We start from the raw sequence: 25,363 nt of genomic DNA on the forward strand, positions 1-25,363 counted from the left end.
TGACTTCCTACGTTATATAGTCACTATGACTACAAGGAGTCATTATGACTGCGAAGCCGCTGCTCACCACCCTGCTGCCCCTGGTCGCCGACCTGTCCCGCGAGTTGCCCGAAGGCGAGCGTTACCGGCGCCTGCTCCAGGCCATGCGCGCCCTGCTACCCTGCGACGCGGCCGCCCTGCTGCGCCTCGACGGCGAATGGCTGGTGCCGCTGGCGGTGGATGGCTTGAGTACCGACACCCTCGGCCGGCGCTTCAAGGTCAGCGAACATCCGCGTTTCGCCGTGCTGCTCAGCAGCCCCGGCCCTACCCGCTTTGACAGCGACAGCGAACTGCCCGACCCCTATGACGGCCTGGTGGATGGCCTGCACGGGCACCTGGAAGTCCACGACTGCATGGGCTGCCCGCTGTTTGTCGACGACCGGCCCTGGGGCCTGCTGACCCTCGACGCCCTGGATACCGAGCGCTTCGAACGGGTGGAACTGGACGCCCTGCAAGCCTTCGCCAGTCTCGCCGCCGCCACCGTCAATGTCGCTGAACGCATTGAACGCCTGGCCCTGCGTGCCGAAGACGAACACCAGCGCGCCGAAATCTACCGCCAGGCCAGCGGCCAGCAGCACAAGGAAATGATCGGCCAGAGCAAGAGCCACAAACGCCTGGTGGAAGAAATCAACCTGGTGGGTGGCAGTGACCTGACGGTATTGATCACCGGCGAGACCGGCGTGGGCAAGGAGCTGGTGGCCCAGGCGATCCATGCTGCATCAAACCGCGCCGAGAAACCGCTGATCAGCCTCAACTGCGCCGCCCTGCCGGAAACCCTGGTGGAAAGCGAACTGTTCGGCCACGTGCGCGGGGCGTTTACCGGCGCGCTCAACGAACGCCGGGGCAAGTTCGAGCTGGCGAATGGCGGCACGCTGTTTCTTGATGAAGTGGGCGAGTTGTCCCTCACCGTGCAGGCCAAGCTGCTGCGGGTGCTGCAAAGTGGCCAGTTGCAGCGCCTGGGGTCTGACAAGGAGCACCAGGTGGATGTGCGCCTGATCGCCGCTACCAACCGGGATCTGGCCGAAGAAGTACGCAGCGGCCGCTATCGTGCCGACTTTTATCACCGTTTGAGTGTGTACCCGTTGCAAGTCCCGGCGCTGCGTGAGCGCGGTCGCGATGTGCTGTTGCTGGCGGGCTTTTTCCTTGAACAGAACCGCTCACGCATGGGCCTGGGCAGCCTGCGCCTGACCAGCGATGCACAGGCGGCACTGCTGGCTTATACCTGGCCGGGGAATGTGCGCGAACTGGAACACTTGATCGGCCGCAGCGCCTTGAAAGCCCTGGGTAACTGCCGGGAGCGCCCGAAGATTCTCAGCCTCAGCGCGGCAGACCTGGACTTGCCGAACGCCACCGCGCCACCGCTCGAAGCGCAGCCCGACCCCGTGCCGGATGTCACCGGCGACCTGCGCCTGGCCACCGAGAACTACCAGCGCCAGGTCATCAGCGCTTGCCTGGAGCGCCACCAGCACAACTGGGCCAGTGCCGCCCGCGAGCTGGGCCTGGACCGGGCCAACCTGGGACGAATGGCCAAGCGCCTGGGCCTGAAGTAGCGAACGGTGACTCTCAGGTAAAAGAGATTAAATGTGGGAGCTGTCGAGCCTTAGCGAGGCTGCGATGGCATCACCGCAGTGCACCTGCAAAACCGCAGCGCCTGCATCGCAGCCTCGCTTGGCTCGACAGCCCCCACACTAAACCTGCTTCGCCTTGTAGATTGGATTGATCGGCGCGCCAGCCTTGGGCTTGCGAAACACCAACACATTCCCCAGCATCACCAGCACCAACCCCGCCAACGCCGGCGGCGTCCACTGATAGCCCTCGGCAAACGCCGAGACGTTCAACGCCACCACCGGGAACAGCACGGTGCAATACGCCGCCCGCTCCGGCCCCATGCGCCCGACCAGGGTCAGGTAGGCGGTAAAGCCAATCACCGAACCCGGGATCACCAGGTACAGCAGCGAACCGATGTACCGGCTGTTCCATTCCATGTCGAACGGAATGCCCTGCACCGCGCAGTACATCGCCAGCATCGACGCACCATAGGCCATGCCCCAGGCATTGGTGGTCAGTGGCTTGAGGCCCGCCTTCTGCTGCAGGCTCGACAGCATATTGCCCGCCGAGAAACACATGGTGCCGAGCAATGCCAAACCCAGGCCGAGCAAGGTTTGCGGGCTGGCGGTGTGCCCCACCAGTTCCGGCCAGAACAACAGCCCGAGGCCGAGCAAGCCAAGGCCGCCGCCCATCAACACATTGCGTGCGACCTTCTGCCCGAAGAACACCCGGGCGTTCAGCGCGTTCCACAAGGTGGCCGTCGAGAACACCACCGCCACCAGGCCGCTGGGAATCCACTGGCTGGCGGTCAGGAAGCACATGAAGTTGACGCAAAACAGGCACAGGCCCTGGGCCAGGCAGATCAGATGCCCGCGCCGGTTCATCACCTGCAGCTTGCGGCTGAGCAGCAGCATCACGAACAGCACCAGCGCCGCGAGGCCAAAGCGATAGACGATGGACACCGGAATCGCCACCACGCCCAGTTGCCACTTGAGGGCAATCCAGGTGGTGCCCCAGATCAATACGGTGAGTAAATACAGGAAAAGGTTCATGGCGGGCTCCGAGGGTTGAGCCACAGTTTCGCCCCTGGCGGCACCAGGTCTCTTGCACATTCTTGCGCTTTTGTCGGCTGCCGGGATCACAGCCGCCGCCGCGGGGAGTAGGATGCAAGCCGTCAGAGAGTACGAATATGCCGCCACTGGAAACCCTGCAAGTCTTTCAATCCCTCAACCGCTCGCCCAACGCTCGCCTCGAGCTGTGCGCCGAGCTCGGTGACGGCTTGTCTGCAGCCTTGTGGAGCAACCATCACGACGCCCAGGATTACGAAGCCCCCGACCACCACACCTTGTCCTGCTACATCGGCGGCGGCACCGGCACCTTTCGCCGCGACCAGCCCGGCACCAAGGGAGGCCCGGACAAGTTGTGCATCCTGCCGGCCGAGCATCAGTCGGCCTGGGTGATCAACGGCGAAATCCGCCTGGCCCACGTGTATTTCAGCCCCGAGCAATTCGCCCTGGGCTGCGTCACCTTGCTGGACCGCGAACCCCGCGAGTTGCAACTGCGCGAGAGCACCTTCCTCGACGATGCGCGGCAGGCCCGGCGTTTTCACCAGTTGATCGGCCTGAACTGGAAAGAGCCCGGCGAACGCCTGCTGACCAGCAGCCTGGCCCATGAAATGCTCAGCCATACCTTGCTCAGCCAGGTGGGGATGCGCGAGGGTTTGCGTTTGAAAGGCGGGCTGGCCGCCCACCAGCGCCGGCAACTGGTGGAGCACATCGACCAGCAACTGGCGGAGCCGATCAGCCTGGGGCAGTTGGCAGGCTTGTGTGCGTTGTCGGAGTACCACTTTGCGCGGATGTTTCGCGAGAGTTTTGGACTGCCGCCCCATCAATATCTGCTGGCGCGGCGCCTGGCCCGCGCCCGGGAGTTGTTGCGGGGTGGGTCGTTGCCGCTGGGCGAGATTGCCCTGGCGTGCGGATTTTCCAGCGCGAGCCACTTTACCAACCGGTTCCGCCAGGCGATGGGCGCCACCCCTGGTGAATACCGGCAGGCGTTCCTGCCTTGAAATGCAATCTGCCTGACGGCACAGGTCCAATGTGGGAGCGGGCTTGCTCGCGAAAGCGGTGTGACAGTCAACACATGTACTGACTGAACCAGCGCATTCGCGAGCAAGCCCGCTCCCACCTTTGATCTTCGGTGCTCAATAGTCCGTGCTGTTGGCCAGTGCCGTGGCCAGGCGGTTTTCCAGCGCCTTGACCCGCGCGCCTGCGACCACGTAATTGTTGGTCACCATCGAAAACACCAGCTTGCGCCCATTGGCATCGGTGACATACCCAGTCAACGACGACACGCCACTCATGGAGCCGGTCTTGCCGTGCAGGTTGTTTTCCGCAGCGGTGCCCCGCAGGCGGTAACGCAGGCTGCCGCCCACCAGGCGCTGCGGATTACCGGCAACCGGCAACGCGTTGTACCAGGCGCTGAACCAGGGCTGTTTGCTGGCGGCCAGCAGCACATCCGTGAGGTTCTGCGACGACACCAGGTTACGCCGGGACAACCCCGAACCGTCCACCTGGTTCAACGTCGCCGTATCAATCCCCTGACGTTTCAGGAACCCGGCCACCGCCGCCACACCGGCAGGCGCCGTACCGGCATTCACGGTCTTGCGCCCCATGCTCTTGAGCAAGGCTTCAGACATGTTGTTATTGGAAAGCTTGAGCAACGGCGTGATCAGTTCCTGCAACGGCGCCGACTCATGCAGCGCGAGCACCGTCGCCGTGGTCGGCGTCACACCCCCGATCATCCGACGCCCCTGCACGACAATCCCCTGCTGCGCCAAGGCCTGTTCAAACAGGTTGGCCACCAGTTGCGTCGGCTCCCACACACTGACCAGTTGCGGGCTCTGCCTGCCCGGCGCCAACGCGCCACTGAGGCGCAACAGGTTGGTGCCGTGCTGGCGATTGATTCCATAGCTGTTGCCTGTGCCGCTGACCGCACGGTTGCTGAGCTGCACGTAATCGGTAGCCGGGCTGATCTCCACCGTCACCGGGCGCCCTGCCACGACCGGCGCCCTGGCCGTGACCAGCAGCGAGCCCGCATCAAAGTCGTCATTGGGCGACACCGTCAGCGCCGAAATCTGCGCGCCGTAGTAGGTGCTTTCATCGTCCTGGGACCAGTCGGTGCCCAGGCGCTCGGCGTCGAAGAACGTGTCGTCGAACACCACGTCGCCCCGCACCTGCCGGATGCCCTGCTGCGCCAGGTTGGCCGCCAGCGCCTGGTAATCCGCCCACTGGATCGTCGGGTCGCCCAGGCCGCGCAGGTAGAGGTTGCCGTCAAGCACCGCGCCCTGGCGGATGCCGTCGCTCAACAGTTGCGTGGAAAACCGATACTGCGGCCCCAGCACATCCATCGCCGCCGCGGTGGTCAGCAGCTTGAGGCTCGAAGCCGGGCTCAGCCGCGTACGCGGGTTGTGCTGGTAGAGCGTGTTGCCGCTGCGGGCATCGCGCACCATCAGCGACACGCTGGCGCCGTGCAGTGCCGGGTCGGCCAGCAACTGGTCGAGGCTGGCGCTGGTGGAAGTTTTCGGCGCCGTGGCGCAACCGCCCAGCAACAAGCTCAAGCCCAGCAGCAGCCCGCCGGCGTGTGTCCATCGTCCCAACCGCATAAACCTGGTAGTCCTTGAATTTCGAGAGTGCGCAGCTTGTGGAATTCCTCCCGGTCAATCAAGGCCCGTAGGTCGTGACGGAAAACGTATTGGCATGAAACAGCGGGTCCGGCTTGGGCTCGGCCTTGCTCGGCGCCGGCTGGGTAAAGTCCATGGCCGGCAGGAATACCCGCTGGCTCGCCGGGTCGAACGCCATGTTGTAGGCCATCGGCAAGGTGCTGACGCTGGCGCGTACGGCGTAGTGGTCGGCATCCGTTTGATCCACCAGCGTCAGGTTGGCATCGACGCCACTGGGGATCAGCAAGCGCCGGTGCTGCTCGTCGTAGGCCAGGGCGTTGACGTCGCGGGTGATCGGCAGCTTCGCCTTTGCTTCACCGGTTTTCCGGTCGGCAACGATCAACACCGGCACTTCACCGCGACACGCCACAAACAGTCGCTGGCGCGCCACGTCCTGGGCCAATGCGCTGGGCTTGGGGCAACCGGCAAACTGCCAGGTGTCAAGCAACGCAAAGGTGCTCGCCGAATAGCGGGCGACCTTGCCTTCATCGCGCATCGGCAGGAAGAAGCTGCCGTCGCCCTTGATCAGCAGCGGGTCGATTTTCTTCACCGCCAGTTCATGGGCGCCGGTGATTCGTTCCTGTTTCGGGTCGAATTCAAACAGCGTCGAACGATCCGCCCGACGCCCACTGACAATAATCACCTTGCCCGTCGATGGCTCGTACACCGCGCTGTTGAGGTTGCTTTGCGCCACCGGGATGCGCTTCAGGAATGTGAGTGTGGATAACTCCACCACACTCAGACTGCCGTCGGTGTTGAGCACGAAAACCCGGTCTACCTCAGGCACGAACACCACGCCGTTGGCGCCTTCGGACTGCGCCACCGTCTCGACCAGGCGCTGCTGTTTCACATCAAACACGCTCAGGCCGTTTTCCCGGCGAGCCAGGAACAGATACGGCCGGGTCGGGTCCAGCCCGACAAAGCCCCAACTGTGGCCAGAGCCGGGCAATGTCACCCGGTGTTCGCGATGGTAGGTCGAGTCATCAGCCGATGCTGCGCCGCTGATCAACAGTGCTGCCAGTAACCAGTGTTTCATCAGAACTCCAGGGTGCTGGAGACGGACACCTGCCGCGCATCGCCGATGGACACGAACTGGGTGTTCACGGCCGAGGTGTAATAGGTACGGTCAAACAGGTTCTTCACGTTGAGCTGGAACTTGACCTTCTGCCCCTCGATTTTAGTGTCATAGGTGGCGAACGCATCGGCCACGGTGTAGCCCGGCAGTTCGAAGCTGTTGGCCGCGTCCCCTGCACGCTCGCCGACATAACGTGCCCCGGCGCCGACCCGCAGTTGGTCGCCACCGAGAATGCTGCCGAAGTCATACACCGCCGACAGCGAGCCGGTGTTCTTCGCCACGTTTTGCAGGCGATTACCTTTGTATTCGGGGTCTTCGGTGACTTCGGCATCGGTGTAGGCATAGCTGCCGATCACGCTCCACTTATCCGTCAGTTGGCCGCTGGCATCCAGTTCCAGGCCTCGGGAGCGCACTTTGCCGGCGACGCTGTAGACCGAGGTCAGGCCATCGCCGACCTGCACCAGCACGTTGCGTTTTTCGATGTTGAACAGGGCGGCGCTGGCGGTGATGCGCCCCGGTATATCGAGCTTGGTCCCCAACTCCCAGGACTTCGACTGCTCCGGCTCAAGGCTGCCATCCAGCACACTTTTGTTCGCCAGCGGTGCGATGGTGGAGTTGGGCTTGAACGACTCGGTGTAACTGCCATAGAACGACAGCTCGTCAGTGTAGCGGTACACCAGGCCCACGCGTGGCACCCACTTCTGGCCATTGCCGTCGGTGTTGGCGGTGAACGGGACACCCTTGCCGGCGTATTGGTCGTACATCTGATAACGCGCGCCACCCACCAGGATCCACTGGTCGGTGAGGTGGATCGCATCCTGCAGGAACAGCGAGTCGCTGCGCAGCAGGTCCATCTGGTTGCTGTCCGGCGCGCTGACGGTGGTGCCCGCCACTTCATTGCCATAGACCGGATCGTTGTAGTTGAACGTGCCACGGGGCGCCTGGCGGATCAGGTCGGCCCGGTAGATCTTGCGGTACTCGTCATCCAGGCCGAAGGTCAGGTCGTGCTGCATGCCCGCGACGTTGACCTTACCTTCAAGGCTGGCGGTGGCGAAGCGGTCGGTGGTCAGTGCGCCCTGGGTGCCGTCCATGCTGCGGGTCAGGGTGCCATTGGCGTTGACCTTGACCACACGCACCTGGCTGGCGTCGTAGGTCTCGCGGTTCCAGCTGTAGCCGAAGTGGGCTTTCCAGTCGTCATTCAAATCGTGATCGGCCTCGAAGCGGTACAGGTCGGAGCGGCCTTCCATGTTGTTGAAGGGCTCGTCCAGGCGGCGAGTCGACGGGATGTTGAGCGGGTGGTTGGTCTTGGGGTCGATGGCGGTGCCCCGGTCGAACGGCGAGAGAAACTCCCGGTGCTCATAGGCAAACAACAGCTTGGTGTTGTCGCCGTACCAGGCCAGCGACGGTGCGATCAGGCTCTCGCGGTGAGTGCCGTAGTTGCGCCAGTAATCTTCGTCTTCGTGATCGACGATCAAGCGGTACGCCAACCCGCTGTCACCGATGGGCCCTGTGGTGTCGAGGTTGCCGCCGCTGCCGTTCTTGCCGTCGCCAAAGGTCGAGCCGCGCACGGTCAGCGAGGTGGACTGGATCAGCTCGGGTTTCTTGCTGACGATATTGACCACGCCGCCCGGATCCTGAATGCCATACAGCAACGACGACGGGCCCTTGAGCACTTCGACGCGCTCGGCGGTGGAATTCAGCGCGCGGCCCTGCACCAGCGGCATGCCGTCCTGCATGATCGAACCGTTTCGGTTGTCACCAAAACCCCGCAGCATCACCGCGTCCTGGGTGCTGCCCAAGGTGTTGGCCTGGGTGATGCCACTGATGTTGGTCAGGGCATCGTCGAGGTTGCGCGGCTGTTGATCGCGCATCACCTGGGCCGGTACAACGTTGACAGTCTGTGGGGTTTCCAGCAGCAGGCCGTGGGAACGCATCACCGAACTGGTAGGCGGCGGTTGATAGCTGGTGGTATCCGAGGCCAGGGCGGCACCGTTGATGGTGGTGGCGCCGAGGTTCAGCGCGCCGTCGGTGGGCAGCGGTTCCAGGGCCAGGGTGCGGGCGTCGATCTGGCGGAAGGTGAAGCCGGAATTACCCAGCAGGCGTTGCATGGCCTGGGCCGCACTCATCTGCCCGGTGATGGCCGGGGCCTTGATGGCGTACGGCGCTTCGTCGGTGTAGACCACGCTGATGCCGGTCACCCGGGTGAAGTCGCTCAAGGCCTGGGGCAGCGGCTTGGCGGCCAGGGCAAAGTTGAACAGCGTGCTCTGCTGCTGCGCCTCGGCCGCCTGCGCCACGCCCAGGGGCAACAGCGCCAGCCCCGAAACTGCCAATACCGAGGCTCCCAGCCAATGTTTAACCGAACCCGCCGACGTTGCCCTGGACTTCATGCTTGAGAACCCGTGTGTAAAAAACGCTGTTAATGCGAATTAATCGCAGTTTCAAGCACTACACGGATGGCCGACAGGTTTACCTCACACCGATTTGAAAATAATTTCAGTCACGCCGGTTGGATCCGAAATCCGAAGCGCGGAACGTGCACATGCACGGTGCCGGCGCGGTCATCGGTGCGCCGCAGAATCAGCTCTTCGCGGCCGGCAAACAGCAACTCCCCGGCCACCGGATCGGTGCCGTAGTCGGTGGCGCTGATGGTCACTTGCTGGCCGGGCTTGAAGCCGTTCGGGTCTTCGAAGATTTCTTCCGGCAGGTTGGCCGGCGTGGCATTGCGCGCGACTTCCAGGGCTTGCTCGGCACTCATCTGGCTCGACGTGCCATGCCCGAAACCCAACACCCGGGCGAGCCAGGCGGCCACCGCAGGATAGGTTTCCACCAGCGGCGAGGTGACCGACGATCCCATGAGGAACCACAACGGGTGCGCCAGGGCGAAGTCGGCAATCGACGGCTCGCCGAACAGGAAGTCGCCCTGCTGGTGCTGCAACTGCTGATTGATACGACCGATGATCACCGGCCATTGATGCTTGGCCTGATCCAGTTGCACACGGGTGGCCGTGCCGCCACTGAACAATTTGCTGCGGTCGGCCACCAGCACCTGGAGCATTTCCGGCGGCACTTTGGCGAACTTGACCGCCAGGGATTCCGGCTGGAACACCAGGCTCACGGCATGGGAGAACACCGTCGAATCAGCCCAGGCGGCGAAGCTTTGGCTGACCAGTTCCAGGCCTTGGGGAAACAGCGCCGGCGCGGACTTTTCCTGCTCCAGACGGCGGGCGATCAGTGCGGTGTCGCAGTAGATATCGGCGCCCACCTGCAACACCGGGGTCTTGCGATAACCACCGGTGAGGGCCGTCAAGTCAGGCTTGGGCATCACCGGCGAGATGTGCACCGAACGCCAGGACAAGCCCTTGAAGCCCAGCAACAGGCGGGCTTTTTCGGCAAACGGGGATTGCGGGTAGTGGTGCAGGATCAACTCAGTCATGCCAGGCTCCGCTCAATGAGTGAGCGTCCAGCTTAGCCTGCAAACCCGGCAAAGGCGCGCATGGGAACCTATCAGTCAAACTGATGGGCCGATCGCCGCCAGGCACTCCTTGGCGCTTTTCTTGAGTTTCTTGATCAGCCGTTCCTGGCGCAGCGCCTCGGCCTTGCTGATGCATGCCTCGGTGTACACCAGCGCCACGGCGGGGCTCGAGAGGAAAAACCGTGCGCCCTTGCCACTCTGGTGCATGGCAAAGCGGCGCACCGGGTCATTGCTGATACCGCAATAGAGCGAGCCATTGGCGGCGCGCACCAGGTAGACAAACCACGGTTTGGCTTCAGAAGGAGTCGTCACGGATCAATTCGGCAAACCAAAGGAACGCCAATCTTATCAACGACTGGCCTGGAACGCCTTCAACCCTTTCAGCGCCTGGGCCCGCACGGCGTTTTTCACCAGCGGCGTCCAGCCCAGCAACAGGCCTTTGGTGCCCAACGCCTGCCGCGACCAGCGCCACAGGTCAAAGTGGTCGTGATGCTCGCAGATCTTGCCGTCACGAAACACAAAGCGCGCCCGGATATCGTTGACTACGGTGTTGCCCGTGGCGCTGAACAGGTAGGTCGCCACCCAATGGGCACTGCCGGTGATTTCATCGCTGCGCACACTGTCGAAGGTCAGGGAAAAGTCCTTGGCCCGGGTGGTCAGCATGCGCCACATGTCGCCGGCATCACGGCCACGCAGTTCACCGAATGCCGGGTCGCTGAACACCACGTCGTCGCTGTAGCAGGCGCTCATGGCCTCGGCATCCAGGCGCTGGAAGGCACTGTAGAACTCGGTGATCAAGGCGTTATGGGCGTCGCTCATGGGCAGGTTCCGCAAAAGAAGTTGGGATGGCCGGTACGATAATCCCCAAGGCCGGGGAACACTACTGGCATCAACGCCAGGAATACCTCATCCCGTCCCTTCAGGGCACCATTCCGCTGCTGCGAGCATAGTGGAACAAATCCACATCGGTGGAGATACACAGCCGGTTCATCGCGGTACTTTTCTGTTTGCTGATGGTGGAGATGCTGCGATTGACCCGCGCGGCAATCTGGCTGACGGTCATGCCGCTGGCCAGCATGCGCACCACTTCGCGTTCCTTGCCCGACAGTTGCGGCGGTTGTGATTGATCGCCCGTGCCGGCCTGCACCAACTGGGTCCGCAGGGACTCGCTGACGAAGGTCTTGCCCTCGCAGACTTCCTTGATGGCCGTGGGCAACTCCTTGGCCGACGCACTCTTGGCGACAATGCCTCGGGCGCCCTCGGCGAACGAGGCACGCAGGGTGGCGATATTGGCGAACATCGTCACCAGGATCACCGGCACCCCGGGGTATTGGCGTTGCAACAAGCCCAACAACACATAGCCGTCAGCCTGCTGCCCGCCCGGCATGGCGAAGTCCGTCACCAGCACATCGCAAGGGGTGCTGCCCAGTACCCGCAGCAGCTCATCCGGGCCGTTGGCCTCACCGACCACCTTGCACTTGCCGTTGGCCTCGATCACCACCTTCTGCCCGATCCGAACAATGGGATGATCGTCAGCAATAATTACGCGAAGCATAGAAATCCATGAGTGATGGCAAATTGATTTGCGCAAAATAACCCTGTCCGTCCCGGGCAACAACCGCCCACCTGGGAGCGGTTTTCAATGGCGTCCCGTGTTCTTAAGCGGGTGATTTTTTACCTACAACAAAAAAGGAAACCACCTACAAACTAAGCCCACAGACAGAGGTAATACCCCCTACAGAATCGCTGAAAATGTCATAAATCTGTCAAATAGCGCAGGTACACCAGCAGGTCCTGGTCGAACCGCTGCAATGCCCGCCTGTTGCACCGGATCCCGTGCTTGCGCACCTGTTCGATCAACTCCCCCGCACAGCGATCCAGCTCCGTCTCGCCAAAAAACGCCAGGCTTCCCGCCAGGCGATGCAGGCAGTCGACCAATGCATGCGGGTCGACGATGCGGCAAGCCTGTACCAGGCCTGCGTAATCAGCCTCGGCCTCGCGCACCAGGGTGCGCAACATTTGGTTCACCACCTGTTCATCGCCAAATGTCCTGATCAGTTCGGCACGAGTCGGCCAGTGCACCCCGGCGCAGGCTGTGGCAGGCGGGTTCGTACTGGCGCCCGGCGGCTGTGGCAGCCACTGCTCCAGCACCCCGCGCAATTGTTCCAGGGTCAGCGGTTTGAGCAGCCAGGCATCCATGCCGGCCTCAAGGCAGCGGCGCGCATCGTCCGCAGAGAGTTTGGCGGTCAAGGCAATGATCGGCACACGCGGGCGGCTGTGTACGGCCTCTCGCCGCCTGATCTCACGAGCCATGCTATAGCCATCCAGCACCGGCATGCGGCAATCGCTGATCACCAGGTCGAAATGCCGCAGGGCGATGGCGGTCAACGCGGCCTGCCCGTTGCACACCAGTTCGTGATCGACTTCGAATTTTTGCAGGAACCAGCCCATCAAGGCGCGATAGGCCTGATGGTCCTCGACGATCAGCACGCTCAGGTGCTTCCAGTGAACAGGAGGACTGCGCCATGGCACCGTTTGCTGCCTGGGGGCGTCGTCAGCAAACACGCTTGGCATCATGGCCACCTCGATATCGGCGCCGACCTGCCAGGGCCATCAGACGGCCCTGGCATATCGTCTAGTGAGGGTGCGCTTGACGGTGATCCTTAACCCATCCGCCTGGCACCCATTACCGAATCAAGCTATCCACATGAATACCACTCTTGCGATACAAGAACTACGAAAAGACAGTTTTTCCTACAGCTCCGCCCACCGATTCCGACTTGACGCAGGCGAGCTAGAGGGATAGCGGATTGTCGTAATTCTTGTATTTCCCCTCCTCCCCCCCGGCGCTAAATTGCGCCCCACCCCAAGAGGGCAACCCGCCAACTCACCTGGCGGCCAACTATCCGAACTGACCCGACGCCCAACCGCGCCTCTTTCTGCGCTGCGGTGAGCTGCACCCGTCAGTTGATCCAACACCGAGACAATACAACCATGAACAAGCACCTGATCGCCGTCGCCAGCGCCCTGCTGATCACTGGCACCGCCCCCGCCTTCGCCGCCAGCACCGTGGACCTGACAGTCAAGGGCATCATCACCCCGAATGCCTGCACGCCGAGCCTGTCCAGTGGCGGGGTCATCGACCACGGCAAGATGTCGGCCAAGGACTTGAACGCCACCCAGATCACCCTGTTGCCGAAAGTCACGCTGCAAATGACCGTGACCTGCGATGCGCCGGTGATCTTCGCCCTCAAGGCGACCGACAACCGTATTGGCTCCGGCAGCGGCAGCGGCTTCGGGCTGGGCTTTATCAACGGCACGCAAAAGCTGGGTTCCTATAGCTTGACCCTTGGCGCCAACGGTAGCCCGCCCCAGGCCGACGGCGAAACCGTGCAAGCCATCGGGTCTTTCGACAATGGCGTCACCTGGGAGCGTTGGAACAGCTTTGAAACCGGCACCTATCTCTCGGTCGCCACCCTGGCAGACGCCAGCACCCCGCGTGCCACCCAGCAACTGGTCACCCCCGTGGCCTACAGCGGCTACATCAACCGCACCGACGGCCTGGACCTGAGCAACGAAGTCAATATCGACGGCTCGGCCACCATTGAAGTGCTCTACCTGTAACCCACCTTCGCCCCTGACCTGCAACCAAAAGGTGCTGCTCGATGATGAATTCCTCACCCGCTGTCTTTCTCGCCACGTTGCTGCTGGCCCCCACCGTCCTGGCCGCCAGCAGTACCGACTTCGCCGTCACGGGCACCATCACACCCAATGCCTGTGAACCCATGCTCTCCGGCGGAGGCGTGGTGGATTACGGAAAAATGCCGGCCAAGGAACTCAACACCGACAGCCCGACCTCACTGCAGCCGCAGACCATGCAAATGGAAGTCCTGTGTGAAGCGCCAACGTTCATCGCGCTGAGCACGATCGATAACCGCGCCGGCACTTCGGCAATTAACGACTACTGGCATGGCCTGGGGCTGACGGACAGTGGCGAAAAACTTGGCGCCACCGCATTCGGCCTGCTCAACCCGGTCGCGGACGGCGTCACGGTCAAGACGATCAACTCGACCGATGGCGGGGTGACCTGGCTCCCGTCGATTTACCTGGGCCACTACACCCAGACCTCGGTCGCCACCAACGGCGGTGCGAACACCCCGATTGCGATACGGCAATTCAGTGCCGACCTGCGCGTGTACACGATGGTCGACGGCACCGACCGCCTGACCGTGCTCGACGAAGTGCCGCTGGACGGCCATGCCACCGTGCAACTGAAGTACCTGTAACCCTTTATTCAACCGGCCCCACTCGAAAGGAAACGTGTGCCCCATGAAACTTACGCTCAATGCCCTGGCCACCGCGCTGCTGCTCAGCACCAGCGCCTCTGCCCTGGCGGCGTCCACCGTCGACCTGACTGTCAAAGGGGTGATTACCCCCAACGCCTGCACACCTGGCCTGTCCGGCGGAGGGATGGTGGACTACGGCAAGATCTCCGCCAAAGACCTGAACCTTACGACCCCCAAACAACTGCCACGCACCACCTTGCAACTGACCATCACCTGCGACGGCGGCACCCTGTTTGCCGTCAAGGGCACCGACAACCGCGCCGGGTCCAACTCCACCGGCGGCACCTACGGCCTGGGGTTGATCAACGGTACGCAGAAGCTGGGGGCCTACGACCTGATGCTGAATAACGCAGTCGCCGACGCTGTCGCCGTCACAGTGCTGGAATCCGGGGATAACGGCACGACCTGGGCAGAGTCGGCGGACGCGATCCTGCCACCCAGCGCATTGGCGGCTTTCGGCGATAGAACCTCGGGCACCTGGCTGCCGGTGCCGATCCAGCAAGTCGTCAGCGACCTGGTGGTGTACGCGCAGATCGCCCGGGCCGACAGCCTGGACCTGAGCGATGAACACCCGATCGACGGCTCGGCCACGCTGGAAGTGAAGTACCTGTAAACCCGCGGCCTCGTCGTTCGCGGCGAGGCGCCTTACTTGCACCGAACACATTGAAGACCGAATGATGAACAGAACCCTACGCCTGTGCACGGCGCTGTTATTGCTCAACACCGGCTCTAGCGTGTTTGCCAGCACCGCCACCGAGATGACCCTGTCGGGCCTGGTTACCCCCAGCTCCTGCACCATCGCGCTCTCCGGCAGCGGCATCATCGACCACGGCACCATCCCTGCCCATCTCCTCAACCAGGTGGCTCCCACCCCGTTGCCTACCCAATGGCTGGAGGTAGAGATCCACTGCAGCGGCCCCTTGTTGTTTGGCCTGATTGGCCTGGACAGCCGCGAAGATTCGTCCGCCGCACCGGACACTACCTACGGCCTGGGGAGAAACCCCATCGCGCCCGCGGAGCAGTTGGGTTACGTCGACCTGGCGTTCGAAGCGGCGCAAGGAGACGGCCAGGCCATGCAGTCACTTGTGTCAAACCCCGAAGGCGGCCTTTGGGCTCCCCAACCGGCCATCCACCCCAAGACACTCATGGGCTTCGCCCGTCCCGGCCGACCGTTTCCGGAACCCATCGTCACCCTGACCACCCGGATCCGCGCACAGACCACCATCCACCCGGCGAACCGTCTGACCCTCAGGCAAGACGTTCCCCTCGATGGCTCACTGGTCCTGGATTTGCGTTACCTCTAAGCCTTGTGATCATTTTAGGAACTGCGTCATGAAGACCTATCCAACCTTGCTGGCCCTGGGCTGGCTGCTGAGCACCCAGGCGTTTGCCGACGGCATGGTGCCCGACACCTCGGTGGTGATCGTCAACGAGGCCGACGGCGAAGCTTCGGTGTCGGTGACCAACACCGACGGCAAACTGGCCCTGCTGCACGTCACCCTGGAAGACATTCCGGAAGACACCGAATCGCTGCTGTTCGTCACCCCGCCCCTGTCCCGGGTCGAGGCCGATAAAAGCCAGCTGGTGCGCTTTATCCTGCGCAACCCCACGCCCCTGAAAACCCAACGCCTGAAGCGGGTGATCTTCGAAGGCATGCCCAAGGACCGTGACGCCGCCCAGGCTGGCCATGCGCGGGTGGGCGTGACCGTGCGCCAGAACCTGCCGGTGATCATTCATCCCAAGGGCCTGGCGCCGAACCGCACACCCTGGACCGGGCTGACCTGGTCGTTGAACGCCGGTCACCTGAACGTCGCCAACCCCACGCCTTACGTGGTGCGCCTGGCCCAGGAGCTGCAATTGCTGCCCGGCAAGCAGAGCCTGGTGCTGCCGCGCACTTATGTGTTGCCCGGCGAAACCCTGCGGCTCAGCACGCCCCACACCGCCACGGCCGTACGCCTGCAACCGGCCACCGTGTACGGCTTTGCCGTCGCCGCCTATGAAGCACCGATAACCGCCGCAAACGCTGAATAACGAAGTGACAGCCCTGTGACTGTCACCGGGAAGCCCGCCAACCGTTGCCGGCTTCCATAACCTGAGTGCCTTTACGTGAACACAGTAACCACTGACCCGGCTGGCGAAGCCGTGCCCGACTGTCCTTTACGCCCCGCCCGGATGCGGGCCGCGCTGCCACTGACCATGGCGTTGCTGTCGGCCGATGCCTGGGGCGACGCCTTCGACGCGCAAACCCTGCACCAGCGCGGTATCGACCCGGAACTGGCCTATCTGTTGCTGGACGCACCGCGCTACACCAGCGGCCGCCACGCCGTGAGCCTGACGGTGAACGGCCAGCGCCGTGGCCGCCTTGATGTTCAGTTCGACAGCCAGGGGGCGCTGTGCTTTGACCGCCCGCTGCTGGACGCCGCCGACCTGGTGATACCCGCGCCGCTGGGCGACAGCACCTGCCATGACTTCCTCGGCGAATACCCGCAAACCGTGGTGGAGCAAGACCCCGCCAGCCTGAGCGTGAGCCTGATGGTGCCCACCGATGCCCTGCGCCCGCGCCAACGTGAGCTGTCCGGTTATGAAACCGGAGGGTTCGCCGGCTTGCTCAACTACGACCTCACCGGTTTGTACAACCGTTATGGCGACGACGCCAGCCGCTTCGGCTCGGCCAATACCGAGCTGGGCTTCAACGCCGGCGACTGGATCGTGCGCAGCCGCCAGGTACAGACCTGGCAAGACTCCCGGTCCCGCAGTACCCACCTGGAAGCCTATGCCCAGCGCACCTTCGCCGAGCAGCAGGCGGTGTTGCAGGCCGGGCAGATCAACCTCTACAACCCGGTGCTGTCGTCCGCGCAGATCACCGGCATGCAGCTGTTTACCGAACAGGCCCTGCAGGACCAGGAACAGGGCTCGACCATCAGCGGCATCGCCAACAGCCCGGCCCAGGTCGAGGTACGCCAGAACGGCGCGCTGATTCACTCCACGGTGGTGCCGGCCGGGCCGTTCTCGCTGACCGATGTGAGGCGCCTGAACACACGCTCGGACGTTGAAGTGACGGTCAAGGAAAGCACCGGCGAAGAGCGGCGCTTCACCGTACCGGCGGCGATGCTCGGCATCGGCTTGCCAGCGCCGGGTTACTCGTTGGGGGCGGGCCGGGTGCGCAATATCGGCGATACACGGGGCGACGATCCATGGGTAATCAGCGGCGGCTGGAGCGGTGCGTTGAACCCGCGCCTGAGCCTGGGGGCCGGCGCACTTGCCGCCGAAGACTACCGTGCCACGGGTGCCAGCCTCGGCCTGTTGCCGTGGCCAGACGGCCAGGTACAACTGTCGACCCAGATTGCCGATGCCCAACGCCTGGGTGAACGCGGCGTACAGACCGACCTGAGCCTGTCCCAGCGCCTGGGCCGGCAATGGTCGATCACCGCCGGCGCCTCCCACCGCACCATGGGCTACCGGGAGCTGGAAGACGCCGCCTACTACGACTCACGGGACGACGAAGGTCGCCTCACCCGCTATCGCGACCAGCAGAGCCTGGCCCTGGGCTGGGCCCATCCATGGCTGGGTGCCTTCAATGCCGGCCTGTCGCGCACTACCACGTTCAACGGCGAAAACAGCAGCCGTGCCCTGGCCTCATGGGGCACCAGCGTGCGCGGCGTGTCGCTGTCGGCCAGTGCCGAGTGGCAGGTCAGCGGCCGGCAGAATAACGAGAACGCGGTGTACCTGAACCTGAGCGTGCCACTGGGTGAGAACCGGCGTGGGCGCTCCTGGGTGCGCAACTCCGGTGGCGAGCATCGCATCGGCCTGGGGGTGAACGAGCAGGTCAACGATCAACTCAGTTACCGGGTCAGTGCCGAGCACGACAGCCGCGACCAACAAGTGGAATCCACCCTCGGCGTCTCCTATCTGCCGCGCTATGCACAACTGGACATGAACTACAGCCGCTCGGACGCCGAACGTTCCAGCTACCAGGGCGGCGCACGCGGTGCGGTGGTGGCCCACAGCGGGGGTGTGACCTTCTCGCCTTACCCGGTGCGCGACACCTTTGCGCTGGTGTCTGTCGGCGATATGGCCGGGGTCAAGCTCACCACACCCAGCGGCCCGGTATGGACCGACTTCCAGGGCCAGGCCGTGGTACCGCAGGTGTCCGCCTACGGGCGCAGCCCCGTGGAAGTGCAAACCCAGTCGCTGCCGCGCAACGCCGATATCAGCAACGGCCTGGCCGTCATCAGCGCCGGGCGCGGTGCGGTCGACCGCGTGGAATTCGGCGTGGCCCTGACCCGTCGTGCCTTGCTCACAGTGACCACCGACCACGGCACGCCGCTGCCCCGTGGCGCCACGGTGAGTACCGTCGATGGCGAGTTCGTGACCCTGGTGCAGGAAGGCAGCCAGGTGTTCCTGCCGAACGTGCTGGACCCACGCCCCCTGTGGGTCAAGGCACCGGGCATGAGCCGCTGTGAACTGCAGGTTGAACTCGCGGAAAAAGCCGACCCGCAGGTGTATTTCGAAACCGCCCCGGCCCGCTGTGTGACGCCATGAGGAAGACTGTGATGAAGCGATTGTTACTGCTGGGATTGGCCCTGGGCGCCATCGTCCAGGGCCGGGCGCACGCCGACGAATGCCAACTGACCCTAAGCCAGTCGCGCCTGGATTTCGGCGTGATGAACCGCGCCGTGCAGCGCAACCCCGGCGCAGAAATCCTGCTGGGAGAACGCCGCCTGAGCCTCAACCTGAACTGCCCGACGCCCACCGATATGCACGTGTTCTACCGGGCCCTGGCCGCGACTGCCGAGCGCTACCGCTTTACCGAGCGTGGCAGTTACCGCGTGCACATCAGCGATGCGGTACTCGACGGCCAGGCTGTTGAACTGGGGTTGACCAGCGGGCAAGGCCAGGCGCCCAGTGCCAGGGGCAGGACACTCGACTGGCGGCCCGACCAGGCCATCGTACCGTTGCGCGACGGTGCGCCGACCACCGGCAGCAGCTTCTCGGCGCAATTGCTGGTCAATTCCTGGGCACAGGCCGACGCCCTGCAAGTGCGCGACGCGGTGACCTGGGAAGCCACCGGCTTGATCGACGCCGTCGCCACCGGCCGCGCCCGGGAGCTGTCGCTGCAAGCCGGCTTCGCTCCGGCGGCCTGCGAGACCACGTTGTCCAACGGCGGCATCATCGACTTTGGCCGTATGTGGGCCAAGAGCCTGAACGCCGAGAAGGAAACCGGCCTGGCCTCCCGCAGCCTGCTGCTGAGTATCGGCTGCGACGGCCCGACTCATTTCGCCTTGCGCATGCATGACAACCGCAAAGGCTCGGCCACCGGCGGCATCGACGAAACCGCCTACGGCCTGGGAGTGGACGACAGCCGTAATAAAATCGGCCGGTACTTCCTCTATTTCGACCCCTTCGACCTGCGCGCCGATGCCCTGCCCCAGGTATATCGCACCGACTCCACCACTGGCGGCGTGGCCTGGAGCAGTTCCAGCGCCTACCCCATTCCCATCGGCAGCAGCAGTTTGCTCGGCTTTACCGCTCTACCCGGCAGCAATGCCGGCCCGACCGCGATCCAGAACCTGAGTGGGCAGATCAGCGTGCGCGCCGTCCTGTCCCCCATGAACAGCCTGGACCTGCGTACGGAAGTACTGCTCGACGGTTCGGGCACGATTGAAATCATCTACCTCTGATCAAGGAGTATGGTCATGCACCTACGCCAGCGTTCTCTCGCAACACTTGCCCTGCTGACCCTCAGCAGCGGTGCCACGGCAGCCTCCAGTGTCGAACTTGGCGTCACCGGCTTGCTCACTCCCAGTGCCTGTACACCGGCGCTGTCGAGCAACGGGCTGATCGACTACGGCAAGATTTCCCAACAGGAGTTGAACATTGATCGCGGCAAACGCCTGCCGGTGCGCTACCTGAGCGTGACCATCAACTGCGAGGCAGCGACTCGCTACGCCCTGCGCATGAGCGACAACCGCGACGGCACCGCCAACGTCAACAGCGAAATCTACTACGGGCTGGGCCTGGACCCGAGTGGCAACAAGATCGGGCTGTACTCCCTGACCTTCGACCCCAAGCAGACGGTGATCGACAGCCTGCCGGAGGTTTACGGCACCGAGTCCACCAGCGGCGGGATCGCCTGGCGCACCGCCAACAGCAACCCGATCGACATCGGTTCGCGCAGCTTTCTCGGCTTTACCGACACCGTCGGCAGCACCAGCGGGCCGACGGCCTTCCAGACGCTGAGCAGCCTGGTCAGGGTCGATACGGTGATCGCTGCCAAGAACAATCTCGACCTCAGCAGCGACGTGCATATCGATGGTTCCAGCACCATGGAAGTGCTGTACCTCTAGACCTTTTCGCTGGTCACGCCGACATACCGCGCACGCCCGGCGCCCAACCCCGCGATGATCGCGCCCAGGCCGATCACCGCGAAAATCCAGCCGGTGGCGTTCCAGCCACCGGTCCAGTCATGCACCAGCCCGACCGCGAACGGCCCCATGGACGCCAGCGTGTAGCCGATGCCCTGGGCCATGCTCGACAGGTTGGCGGCTACATGGGAGTCCCGTGAACGCAGCACGATCAAGGTCAGCGCCAGGCTGAAAGTGCCACCCTGGCCCAGGCCCAGCAGAATCGCCCAGCCCCACAAGCCGTCCAACGGTGCATACAGGCAACCGAACAGGCCGCCCAGGGTCAGCACCATCACCACCACGATGGCCAGGCGCTGGTCCTTGCCGCGGGTGGCCAGCCAGGGCGCAGCCAGGGAACTGGCCAGTTGCACAATCACCGAACCGGAAAGCACCAGGCCCGCCTGGGTGGCGCTCAGGCCACGGCCGATCAGGATCGACGGCAGCCAGCCAAACACAATGTACGCCAGGGAGGATTGCAGGCCCATGTACAGGGTCACCTGCCAGGCCAGCGGATCACGCAACAAGCCCTTCACGCGATAGGCCACCTGGTGCGCGCCGTGTTTCTGGCCGACCTGTGGCAACCAGAACAACGCCGCGACCAACGCCGGGAGAATCCAGAACCCCAGGCCGATGTTCCAGCTGTCGCCGAAGTAATGACTCAGCGGCACCGTGGATCCCGCCGCCAGCGCTGCACCCAGGCACAGGGCCATGGTGTACACGCCGGTCATGGTGCCGGCCTGTTTGGCGAAATCGCGCTTGACGATACCGGGCAACAGCACCCCGATGATGCCGATACTCGCACCCGCCAGCAGGCTGCCGGCGAACAGCCCGGCCTCACCGAATGAACTGCGCAGGATGATGCCGCCGGCCAGGGTCAGCAGAATGCCCAGCACCACCCGCTCGGCGCCAAAACGTCGGGCCAGGATCGGAGCCAGTGGCGCGAACAGGCCCAGGCACAACACGGGCAGCGTCGTCAGCAACCCGGCCTTGGCCGCCGAGAGACCCAGGCTGTGGGAGACCTCAGCGAGCAGCGGCGCCATGCTCGACAACGCCGGGCGCAGGTTCAGCGCCACCAGGATCAGGCCCAGCAGCAACAACCACGGACGGCTTACCACCGGCGGGCTGTGCTGGACCTCATCGTCATCGGCTTCGGCGTCGATCAGCAGTTCATCAAGGGCATTTTCTGAACGGGGCATGGTGGTCTCGGGTTCAAGGTTCATTGATCAACTGCCGGGACAGGGCCTTGGCGCGTTCCGGGTCCTGTTGCTCCACGGCATCGAGCAAGGCGCCGTGCAGGTCGAACACCGCTTGCCGGCGCGGCTGGATATTCAGGGTCTGGCGCAGTTGCGCGCCGACAATGCTCGAGAAGTACTGATACAGCTCGCTCAAGGCCGGGTTGTGGGCCGCGTCCACCAGGCGTTTGTGGAACACCAGGTCGCAGCTGATGTAGTGCTCAAGATCACCGTGGTAATGGTCGCCGCTGGCGTTGAGGGCCGCGCGCAAAGCGACCAGGTCTTCATCGGTGCGGCGCAACGCGGCCAAGCCGACTGCCTCGACTTCAAGAATCTGCCGCGTCTCCTGCGCCTGAGCCAGGGTGCAGTGGGACAAGGCTTTCATCGCTCCCAGCGGGTCGGTCATGGAGCGCAAATAGCTGCCGTCGCCCTGGCGGATCTCGATCAACCCGGAGAATGCCAATACGCGCATGGCTTCACGCACGGTGTTGCGGCTGATCCCCAACTCGGCAGACAACTCGGGCTCGGTGGGCAGGCGTTCGCCGATGGCCCATACGCCTTGGGTGATGCGCTGGCGCAACTGTTCGAGGGCTTGATCGACGAGGGAGCGTTTGATCAGGGGGGCGATGTCTGTCATGGGTTTCGTCCTCTCATCCAATCATAGGATGAATTTTCCCACAGCCTATTCGGAGTTGCCTACAAAGGCAACGCACTAGGGTTCTTGGGCAGGCAAAGGAGCAGTATTTTCGATTGGTAAAATTACCCTCAGAGGGTAATTATTGGACTCAGGTGTCTTATGGAAAAGTACACACCTCATTACGATTTGGCGGTGATAAAGGCGGATGTCAGGCGGCTTGGAAAGCAAGCATTTACTCAAAGCGCACGCCGTTGCGGCGAGGATCTTGATTTAAGCATCGAACAAATGCAGGCGGTCATTTTCGAGTTGAAAAACACGATGCTGTACAAGTCGATGACCACTCATGACGACCATCGAGTTTGGCAAGATGTGTATCACATTCACTCACATGATCTGGAGATCTACATCAAGGTGACCTACCGCACGGATGGTAAACCTCCGGTGATCTCCTTCAAGGAGAAAAACCCATGAAAACAGAGCAATGCTTCAGCTGCGGCAGGCATGACGGAATGCATCACTTCTCAGGACGTAGCGAAACATCGGAAGTCAAAGGTTTGCATCGCCGTATAGACGATCTGTCTGGATGGGAGTGCCAGGCATGTGGAGAGGTGATCCTGGACCCCGAAGACGCGGAACGCTATTCAGACCACTGCGATGAAATCGTTCACAGTTTCAGGCAGATGGTCGGCACCGAGATGAAGCGCATACGCCGCAAACTGCACCTTTCACAAAAAGAAACGGTACAACTGCTATCGGGTGGCGGCCACAACGCCTTATCTCGTTACGAGCGCGGTGAGGTATTGCCCCCCAAATCCCTGGTAGTCCTGATGCGTTTGCTTGAGCGTCACCCCCACTTGCTGGTCGAAGCAAAAATCCTGAGTGAAGGCGCAGATCTTCGCAATTCCGTGCATACGGTACATAAAGAGCACGAGACCCTGACGACAACTTGATTGATGGCAAAAATAAACCCGGCACCAGGCCGGGTTTATTGTTTCAAGCATCACTCATCGATCAATGCAGAATCTGGCTCAAGAACAACTTGGTCCGATCATTCTGCGGGTTGTCGAAGAAGTCATTCGGCGCCGCCTGTTCAACGATCTCGCCCTTGTCCATGAAGATCACGCGGTTGGCCACGGTGCGCGCAAAGCCCATTTCGTGGGTCACGCAGAGCATGGTCATGCCGTCTTCCGCCAGGCCGATCATGGTGTCCAGTACCTCTTTCACCATTTCCGGATCGAGCGCCGAGGTCGGCTCATCGAACAGCATGATTTTCGGCTTCATGCACAGCGCACGGGCAATCGCCACGCGCTGTTGCTGGCCGCCGGACAACTGCCCCGGAAACTTGTGGGCCTGCTCCGGAATACGCACGCGCTCAAGGTAGTGCATGGCAATTTCTTCAGCCTTGCGCTTGGGCATCTTGCGTACCCACATCGGGGCCAGCGTGCAGTTCTGCAGGATGGTCAGGTGCGGGAACAGGTTGAAGTGCTGGAACACCATGCCGACTTCGCGGCGGATCGCTTCGATCTGCTTGAGGTCGTTGGTCAGTTCCACGCCATCGACCACGATGCGGCCCTGCTGGTGCTCTTCCAGGCGGTTGAGGCAGCGGATGGTGGTGGACTTGCCGGAACCGGACGGGCCGCACAGCACGATACGCTCGCCCTGCTTGACGTTCAGGTTGATGTCTTTCAACACATGGAACTGGCCGTACCACTTGTTGACGCCCTGCATCTGAATAATGCCTTCAGGGCTCACAGGCTGTTTGATCGCTTCACTCATCACAACACTCCTAACGCTTGTGGCCTGTGTCCAGCTTGTGTTCCAAATGAATGGAATAGCGGGACATACCAAAACAGAAAATCCAGAACACCAGGGCGGCGAACACGTAGCCTTCAGTGGCCATGCCCAACCATTTCGGGTCGGCGGCGGCTTGCTTGACGCTGTTGAGCAGGTCGAACAGGCCGATAATGATCACCAGGCTAGTGTCCTTGAACAACGCGATAAACGTGTTGACGATGCCCGGGATCACCATCTTCAGTGCCTGGGGCAAAATCACCAGGCCCATGCTGCGCCAGTAACCCAGGCCCATCGCGGCCGCAGCCTCGTATTGGCCCTTGGGAATCGCCTGCAAGCCACCGCGCACCACTTCGGCCACATAGGCCGACTGGAACAGGATCACGCCGATCAAGGCCCGCAGCAATTTGTCGATGCCCATGCCTTCCGGCAGGAACAGCGGCAACATTACCGACGACATGAACAGCACCGTGATCAACGGCACGCCGCGCCAGAACTCGATGAACGTCACGCAGACCACACGAATCGCCGGCATGTTCGAACGCCGACCCAACGCCAGCACAATGCCCAGCGGCAAGGCCCCGGCAATGCCGACGGTGGCGATCACCAGGGTCAGCATCAAGCCGCCCCACTGGCTGGTTGCCACGTTGGTCATGCCGAAGATCCCACCGTGCAGCAGGAAGTAGGCAACGATCGGGTACACCACCAAAAAGCTCAGGCCGTAGACCGCCTTGCGCGTGAAGCGCGAGATGAACAACGGCGCCACACCCACGATGGCCAGCCACACGGTCAGGTCGACGCGCCAGCGCAGGTCGCCGGGGTAGTAGCCGTACATGAACTGCCCGAAGCGCTGTTGGATAAACACCCAGCAGGCGCCCTCCTTGGTGCAGTCGGCGCGGGTGGTACCGACCCAGTTTGCATCGAGGATCGCCCAGTGCAGGATCGGCGGCACGACCAGGTAGATCAGGTAGAACGCCAGCAATGTCAGCAGGGTGTTGAGCCAGCTGGAAAACAGGTTGGCGCGCATCCATGCCATCGGCCCGAACACTTTGTTCGGTGGCGGCATATCAGGTTTGAAAGTATGCGTACTCATGCAGGTTT

The 25,363-nt window shown here is 62.8% G+C and carries 25 protein-coding genes; 12 read left to right on the forward strand and 13 right to left on the reverse strand.

Annotated features, from left to right (window positions below; all coding sequences use genetic code 11):
- The first annotated feature begins 44 nt into the window (after window positions 1-44).
- On the forward strand, window positions 45-1,589 hold the full coding sequence (norR, locus tag HX801_RS06530; protein ID WP_087692812.1) for a nitric oxide reductase transcriptional regulator NorR: 1,545 nt from the start codon (window positions 45-47) through the stop codon (window positions 1,587-1,589).
- A gap of 138 nt (window positions 1,590-1,727) precedes the next feature.
- Here the strand turns inward: norR and HX801_RS06535 are convergent, their stop codons facing one another.
- Window positions 1,728-2,639: a DMT family transporter gene (locus HX801_RS06535; protein WP_102369860.1), complete on the reverse strand. Its 912-nt coding sequence runs from the start codon at window positions 2,637-2,639 to the stop codon at window positions 1,728-1,730.
- Window positions 2,640-2,776: 137 nt separating this feature from the next.
- Between HX801_RS06535 and HX801_RS06540 the strand changes: the two genes are divergently transcribed.
- Entirely contained in the window at window positions 2,777-3,652 is an 876-nt protein-coding gene (locus HX801_RS06540; protein WP_008435627.1) for a helix-turn-helix domain-containing protein, read from the forward strand.
- A 135-nt stretch (window positions 3,653-3,787) separates the two neighbouring features.
- Here HX801_RS06540 and dacB read toward each other — a convergent pair whose 3' ends face one another.
- From dacB to HX801_RS06580, 8 genes are all read right to left on the reverse strand, one after another.
- Window positions 3,788-5,248, reverse strand: coding sequence for a D-alanyl-D-alanine carboxypeptidase/D-alanyl-D-alanine-endopeptidase (gene dacB, locus HX801_RS06545; RefSeq protein ID WP_177021812.1), 1,461 nt, complete (start codon window positions 5,246-5,248; stop codon window positions 3,788-3,790).
- 58 nt (window positions 5,249-5,306) lie between these two features.
- Window positions 5,307-6,341, reverse strand: coding sequence for a YncE family protein (locus HX801_RS06550; RefSeq protein WP_177021813.1), 1,035 nt, complete (start codon window positions 6,339-6,341; stop codon window positions 5,307-5,309).
- Window positions 6,341-8,767 (reverse strand): TonB-dependent receptor, encoded by a 2,427-nt coding sequence (locus HX801_RS06555; protein WP_177021814.1) that lies wholly within the window; start codon window positions 8,765-8,767, stop codon window positions 6,341-6,343. Before HX801_RS06555 ends, HX801_RS06550 begins: the two co-directional genes overlap by 1 nt.
- Window positions 8,768-8,877: 110 nt before the next feature.
- Window positions 8,878-9,813, reverse strand: a complete 936-nt coding sequence (locus HX801_RS06560) for a glutathione S-transferase family protein (protein ID WP_008435631.1) — start codon at window positions 9,811-9,813, stop codon at window positions 8,878-8,880.
- A gap of 75 nt (window positions 9,814-9,888) precedes the next feature.
- The gene (locus tag HX801_RS06565) at window positions 9,889-10,164 is read right to left on the reverse strand and encodes a GIY-YIG nuclease family protein (RefSeq protein ID WP_003216354.1); all 276 of its coding nucleotides are present in this window, start codon (window positions 10,162-10,164) and stop codon (window positions 9,889-9,891) included.
- A 36-nt stretch (window positions 10,165-10,200) separates the two neighbouring features.
- Window positions 10,201-10,671: a nuclear transport factor 2 family protein gene (locus HX801_RS06570; protein ID WP_008435632.1), complete on the reverse strand. Its 471-nt coding sequence runs from the start codon at window positions 10,669-10,671 to the stop codon at window positions 10,201-10,203.
- Between the two features lie 100 nt (window positions 10,672-10,771).
- Window positions 10,772-11,407 (reverse strand): response regulator transcription factor, encoded by a 636-nt coding sequence (locus HX801_RS06575; protein WP_003216351.1) that lies wholly within the window; start codon window positions 11,405-11,407, stop codon window positions 10,772-10,774.
- A 200-nt stretch (window positions 11,408-11,607) separates the two neighbouring features.
- On the reverse strand, window positions 11,608-12,342 hold the full coding sequence (locus HX801_RS06580) for a response regulator (RefSeq protein WP_177021865.1): 735 nt from the start codon (window positions 12,340-12,342) through the stop codon (window positions 11,608-11,610).
- A gap of 504 nt (window positions 12,343-12,846) precedes the next feature.
- On the opposite strand from HX801_RS06580, the gene HX801_RS06585 reads away from it, so the two are divergent.
- The 8 genes from HX801_RS06585 (at window position 12,847) to HX801_RS06620 (ending at window position 20,545) form a co-directional block, all read left to right on the forward strand.
- A complete protein-coding gene (locus tag HX801_RS06585; protein ID WP_087692818.1) occupies window positions 12,847-13,476 on the forward strand; it encodes a DUF1120 domain-containing protein in 630 nt (209 codons plus the stop codon).
- Window positions 13,477-13,520: 44 nt separating this feature from the next.
- Window positions 13,521-14,138 (forward strand): DUF1120 domain-containing protein, encoded by a 618-nt coding sequence (locus tag HX801_RS06590; RefSeq protein WP_166742204.1) that lies wholly within the window; start codon window positions 13,521-13,523, stop codon window positions 14,136-14,138.
- Window positions 14,139-14,181: 43 nt separating this feature from the next.
- A complete protein-coding gene (locus HX801_RS06595; RefSeq protein WP_177021815.1) occupies window positions 14,182-14,811 on the forward strand; it encodes a DUF1120 domain-containing protein in 630 nt (209 codons plus the stop codon).
- A 64-nt stretch (window positions 14,812-14,875) separates the two neighbouring features.
- On the forward strand, window positions 14,876-15,502 hold the full coding sequence (locus tag HX801_RS06600) for a DUF1120 domain-containing protein (protein ID WP_250884758.1): 627 nt from the start codon (window positions 14,876-14,878) through the stop codon (window positions 15,500-15,502).
- 28 nt (window positions 15,503-15,530) lie between these two features.
- On the forward strand, window positions 15,531-16,229 hold the full coding sequence (locus HX801_RS06605) for a fimbria/pilus chaperone family protein (RefSeq protein ID WP_008435638.1): 699 nt from the start codon (window positions 15,531-15,533) through the stop codon (window positions 16,227-16,229).
- Between the two features lie 141 nt (window positions 16,230-16,370).
- A complete protein-coding gene (locus tag HX801_RS06610; RefSeq protein ID WP_177021866.1) occupies window positions 16,371-18,740 on the forward strand; it encodes a fimbria/pilus outer membrane usher protein in 2,370 nt (789 codons plus the stop codon).
- A gap of 11 nt (window positions 18,741-18,751) precedes the next feature.
- Entirely contained in the window at window positions 18,752-19,879 is a 1,128-nt protein-coding gene (locus HX801_RS06615) for a DUF1120 domain-containing protein (protein WP_177021816.1), read from the forward strand.
- 15 nt (window positions 19,880-19,894) lie between these two features.
- The gene (locus HX801_RS06620; RefSeq protein ID WP_087692824.1) at window positions 19,895-20,545 is read left to right on the forward strand and encodes a DUF1120 domain-containing protein; all 651 of its coding nucleotides are present in this window, start codon (window positions 19,895-19,897) and stop codon (window positions 20,543-20,545) included.
- Here HX801_RS06620 and HX801_RS06625 read toward each other — a convergent pair.
- Together HX801_RS06625 and HX801_RS06630 are read right to left on the reverse strand one after the other, a co-directional pair.
- On the reverse strand, window positions 20,542-21,822 hold the full coding sequence (locus HX801_RS06625) for a CynX/NimT family MFS transporter (RefSeq protein WP_177021817.1): 1,281 nt from the start codon (window positions 21,820-21,822) through the stop codon (window positions 20,542-20,544). The two genes, HX801_RS06620 and HX801_RS06625, sit on opposite strands and share 4 nt — an antisense overlap.
- A complete protein-coding gene (locus tag HX801_RS06630) occupies window positions 21,812-22,471 on the reverse strand; it encodes a FadR/GntR family transcriptional regulator (protein WP_003216331.1) in 660 nt (219 codons plus the stop codon). Before HX801_RS06630 ends, HX801_RS06625 begins: the two co-directional genes overlap by 11 nt.
- Window positions 22,472-22,630: 159 nt before the next feature.
- Between HX801_RS06630 and HX801_RS06635 the strand changes: the two genes are divergently transcribed.
- Both HX801_RS06635 and HX801_RS06640 read left to right on the forward strand, forming a co-directional pair.
- Window positions 22,631-22,942, forward strand: a complete 312-nt coding sequence (locus HX801_RS06635) for a type II toxin-antitoxin system MqsR family toxin (protein WP_003216329.1) — start codon at window positions 22,631-22,633, stop codon at window positions 22,940-22,942.
- Window positions 22,939-23,421 carry a type II toxin-antitoxin system MqsA family antitoxin gene (locus HX801_RS06640; protein ID WP_003216327.1) on the forward strand — a complete coding sequence of 161 codons (483 nt, stop codon included), beginning with the start codon at window positions 22,939-22,941 and terminating at the stop codon, window positions 23,419-23,421. Before HX801_RS06635 ends, HX801_RS06640 begins: the two co-directional genes overlap by 4 nt.
- A gap of 61 nt (window positions 23,422-23,482) precedes the next feature.
- Here the strand turns inward: HX801_RS06640 and HX801_RS06645 are convergent, their stop codons facing one another.
- The gene (locus tag HX801_RS06645; RefSeq protein WP_003171943.1) at window positions 23,483-24,247 is read right to left on the reverse strand and encodes an amino acid ABC transporter ATP-binding protein; all 765 of its coding nucleotides are present in this window, start codon (window positions 24,245-24,247) and stop codon (window positions 23,483-23,485) included.
- A gap of 10 nt (window positions 24,248-24,257) precedes the next feature.
- A complete protein-coding gene (locus tag HX801_RS06650) occupies window positions 24,258-25,355 on the reverse strand; it encodes an amino acid ABC transporter permease (protein ID WP_003216325.1) in 1,098 nt (365 codons plus the stop codon).
- Between the last annotated feature and the right edge of the window lie 8 nt (window positions 25,356-25,363).

The sequence above is a fragment of the Pseudomonas sp. G1002 genome (assembly GCF_013385455.1).
GTDB lineage: Bacteria > Pseudomonadota > Gammaproteobacteria > Pseudomonadales > Pseudomonadaceae > Aquipseudomonas.

What these genes read in the sequence shown, in the direction of transcription:
- norR (WP_087692812.1), top strand. Translation starts at nt 45, where the DNA reads ATGACTGCGAAGCCGCTGCTCACCACCCTGCTGCCCCTGGTCGCCGAC.
- HX801_RS06535 (WP_102369860.1), bottom strand. Translation starts at nt 2,639, where the DNA reads ATGAACCTTTTCCTGTATTTACTCACCGTATTGATCTGGGGCACCACC.
- HX801_RS06540 (WP_008435627.1), top strand. Translation starts at nt 2,777, where the DNA reads ATGCCGCCACTGGAAACCCTGCAAGTCTTTCAATCCCTCAACCGCTCG.
- dacB (WP_177021812.1), bottom strand. Translation starts at nt 5,248, where the DNA reads ATGCGGTTGGGACGATGGACACACGCCGGCGGGCTGCTGCTGGGCTTG.
- HX801_RS06550 (WP_177021813.1), bottom strand. Translation starts at nt 6,341, where the DNA reads ATGAAACACTGGTTACTGGCAGCACTGTTGATCAGCGGCGCAGCATCG.
- HX801_RS06555 (WP_177021814.1), bottom strand. Translation starts at nt 8,767, where the DNA reads ATGAAGTCCAGGGCAACGTCGGCGGGTTCGGTTAAACATTGGCTGGGA.
- HX801_RS06560 (WP_008435631.1), bottom strand. Translation starts at nt 9,813, where the DNA reads ATGACTGAGTTGATCCTGCACCACTACCCGCAATCCCCGTTTGCCGAA.
- HX801_RS06570 (WP_008435632.1), bottom strand. Translation starts at nt 10,671, where the DNA reads ATGAGCGACGCCCATAACGCCTTGATCACCGAGTTCTACAGTGCCTTC.
- HX801_RS06575 (WP_003216351.1), bottom strand. Translation starts at nt 11,407, where the DNA reads ATGCTTCGCGTAATTATTGCTGACGATCATCCCATTGTTCGGATCGGG.
- HX801_RS06585 (WP_087692818.1), top strand. Translation starts at nt 12,847, where the DNA reads ATGAACAAGCACCTGATCGCCGTCGCCAGCGCCCTGCTGATCACTGGC.
- HX801_RS06590 (WP_166742204.1), top strand. Translation starts at nt 13,521, where the DNA reads ATGAATTCCTCACCCGCTGTCTTTCTCGCCACGTTGCTGCTGGCCCCC.
- HX801_RS06595 (WP_177021815.1), top strand. Translation starts at nt 14,182, where the DNA reads ATGAAACTTACGCTCAATGCCCTGGCCACCGCGCTGCTGCTCAGCACC.
- HX801_RS06600 (WP_250884758.1), top strand. Translation starts at nt 14,876, where the DNA reads ATGAACAGAACCCTACGCCTGTGCACGGCGCTGTTATTGCTCAACACC.
- HX801_RS06605 (WP_008435638.1), top strand. Translation starts at nt 15,531, where the DNA reads ATGAAGACCTATCCAACCTTGCTGGCCCTGGGCTGGCTGCTGAGCACC.
- HX801_RS06610 (WP_177021866.1), top strand. Translation starts at nt 16,371, where the DNA reads ATGCGGGCCGCGCTGCCACTGACCATGGCGTTGCTGTCGGCCGATGCC.
- HX801_RS06615 (WP_177021816.1), top strand. Translation starts at nt 18,752, where the DNA reads ATGAAGCGATTGTTACTGCTGGGATTGGCCCTGGGCGCCATCGTCCAG.
- HX801_RS06620 (WP_087692824.1), top strand. Translation starts at nt 19,895, where the DNA reads ATGCACCTACGCCAGCGTTCTCTCGCAACACTTGCCCTGCTGACCCTC.
- HX801_RS06625 (WP_177021817.1), bottom strand. Translation starts at nt 21,822, where the DNA reads ATGAACCTTGAACCCGAGACCACCATGCCCCGTTCAGAAAATGCCCTT.
- HX801_RS06630 (WP_003216331.1), bottom strand. Translation starts at nt 22,471, where the DNA reads ATGACAGACATCGCCCCCCTGATCAAACGCTCCCTCGTCGATCAAGCC.
- HX801_RS06635 (WP_003216329.1), top strand. Translation starts at nt 22,631, where the DNA reads ATGGAAAAGTACACACCTCATTACGATTTGGCGGTGATAAAGGCGGAT.
- HX801_RS06640 (WP_003216327.1), top strand. Translation starts at nt 22,939, where the DNA reads ATGAAAACAGAGCAATGCTTCAGCTGCGGCAGGCATGACGGAATGCAT.
- HX801_RS06645 (WP_003171943.1), bottom strand. Translation starts at nt 24,247, where the DNA reads ATGAGTGAAGCGATCAAACAGCCTGTGAGCCCTGAAGGCATTATTCAG.
- HX801_RS06650 (WP_003216325.1), bottom strand. Translation starts at nt 25,355, where the DNA reads ATGAGTACGCATACTTTCAAACCTGATATGCCGCCACCGAACAAAGTG.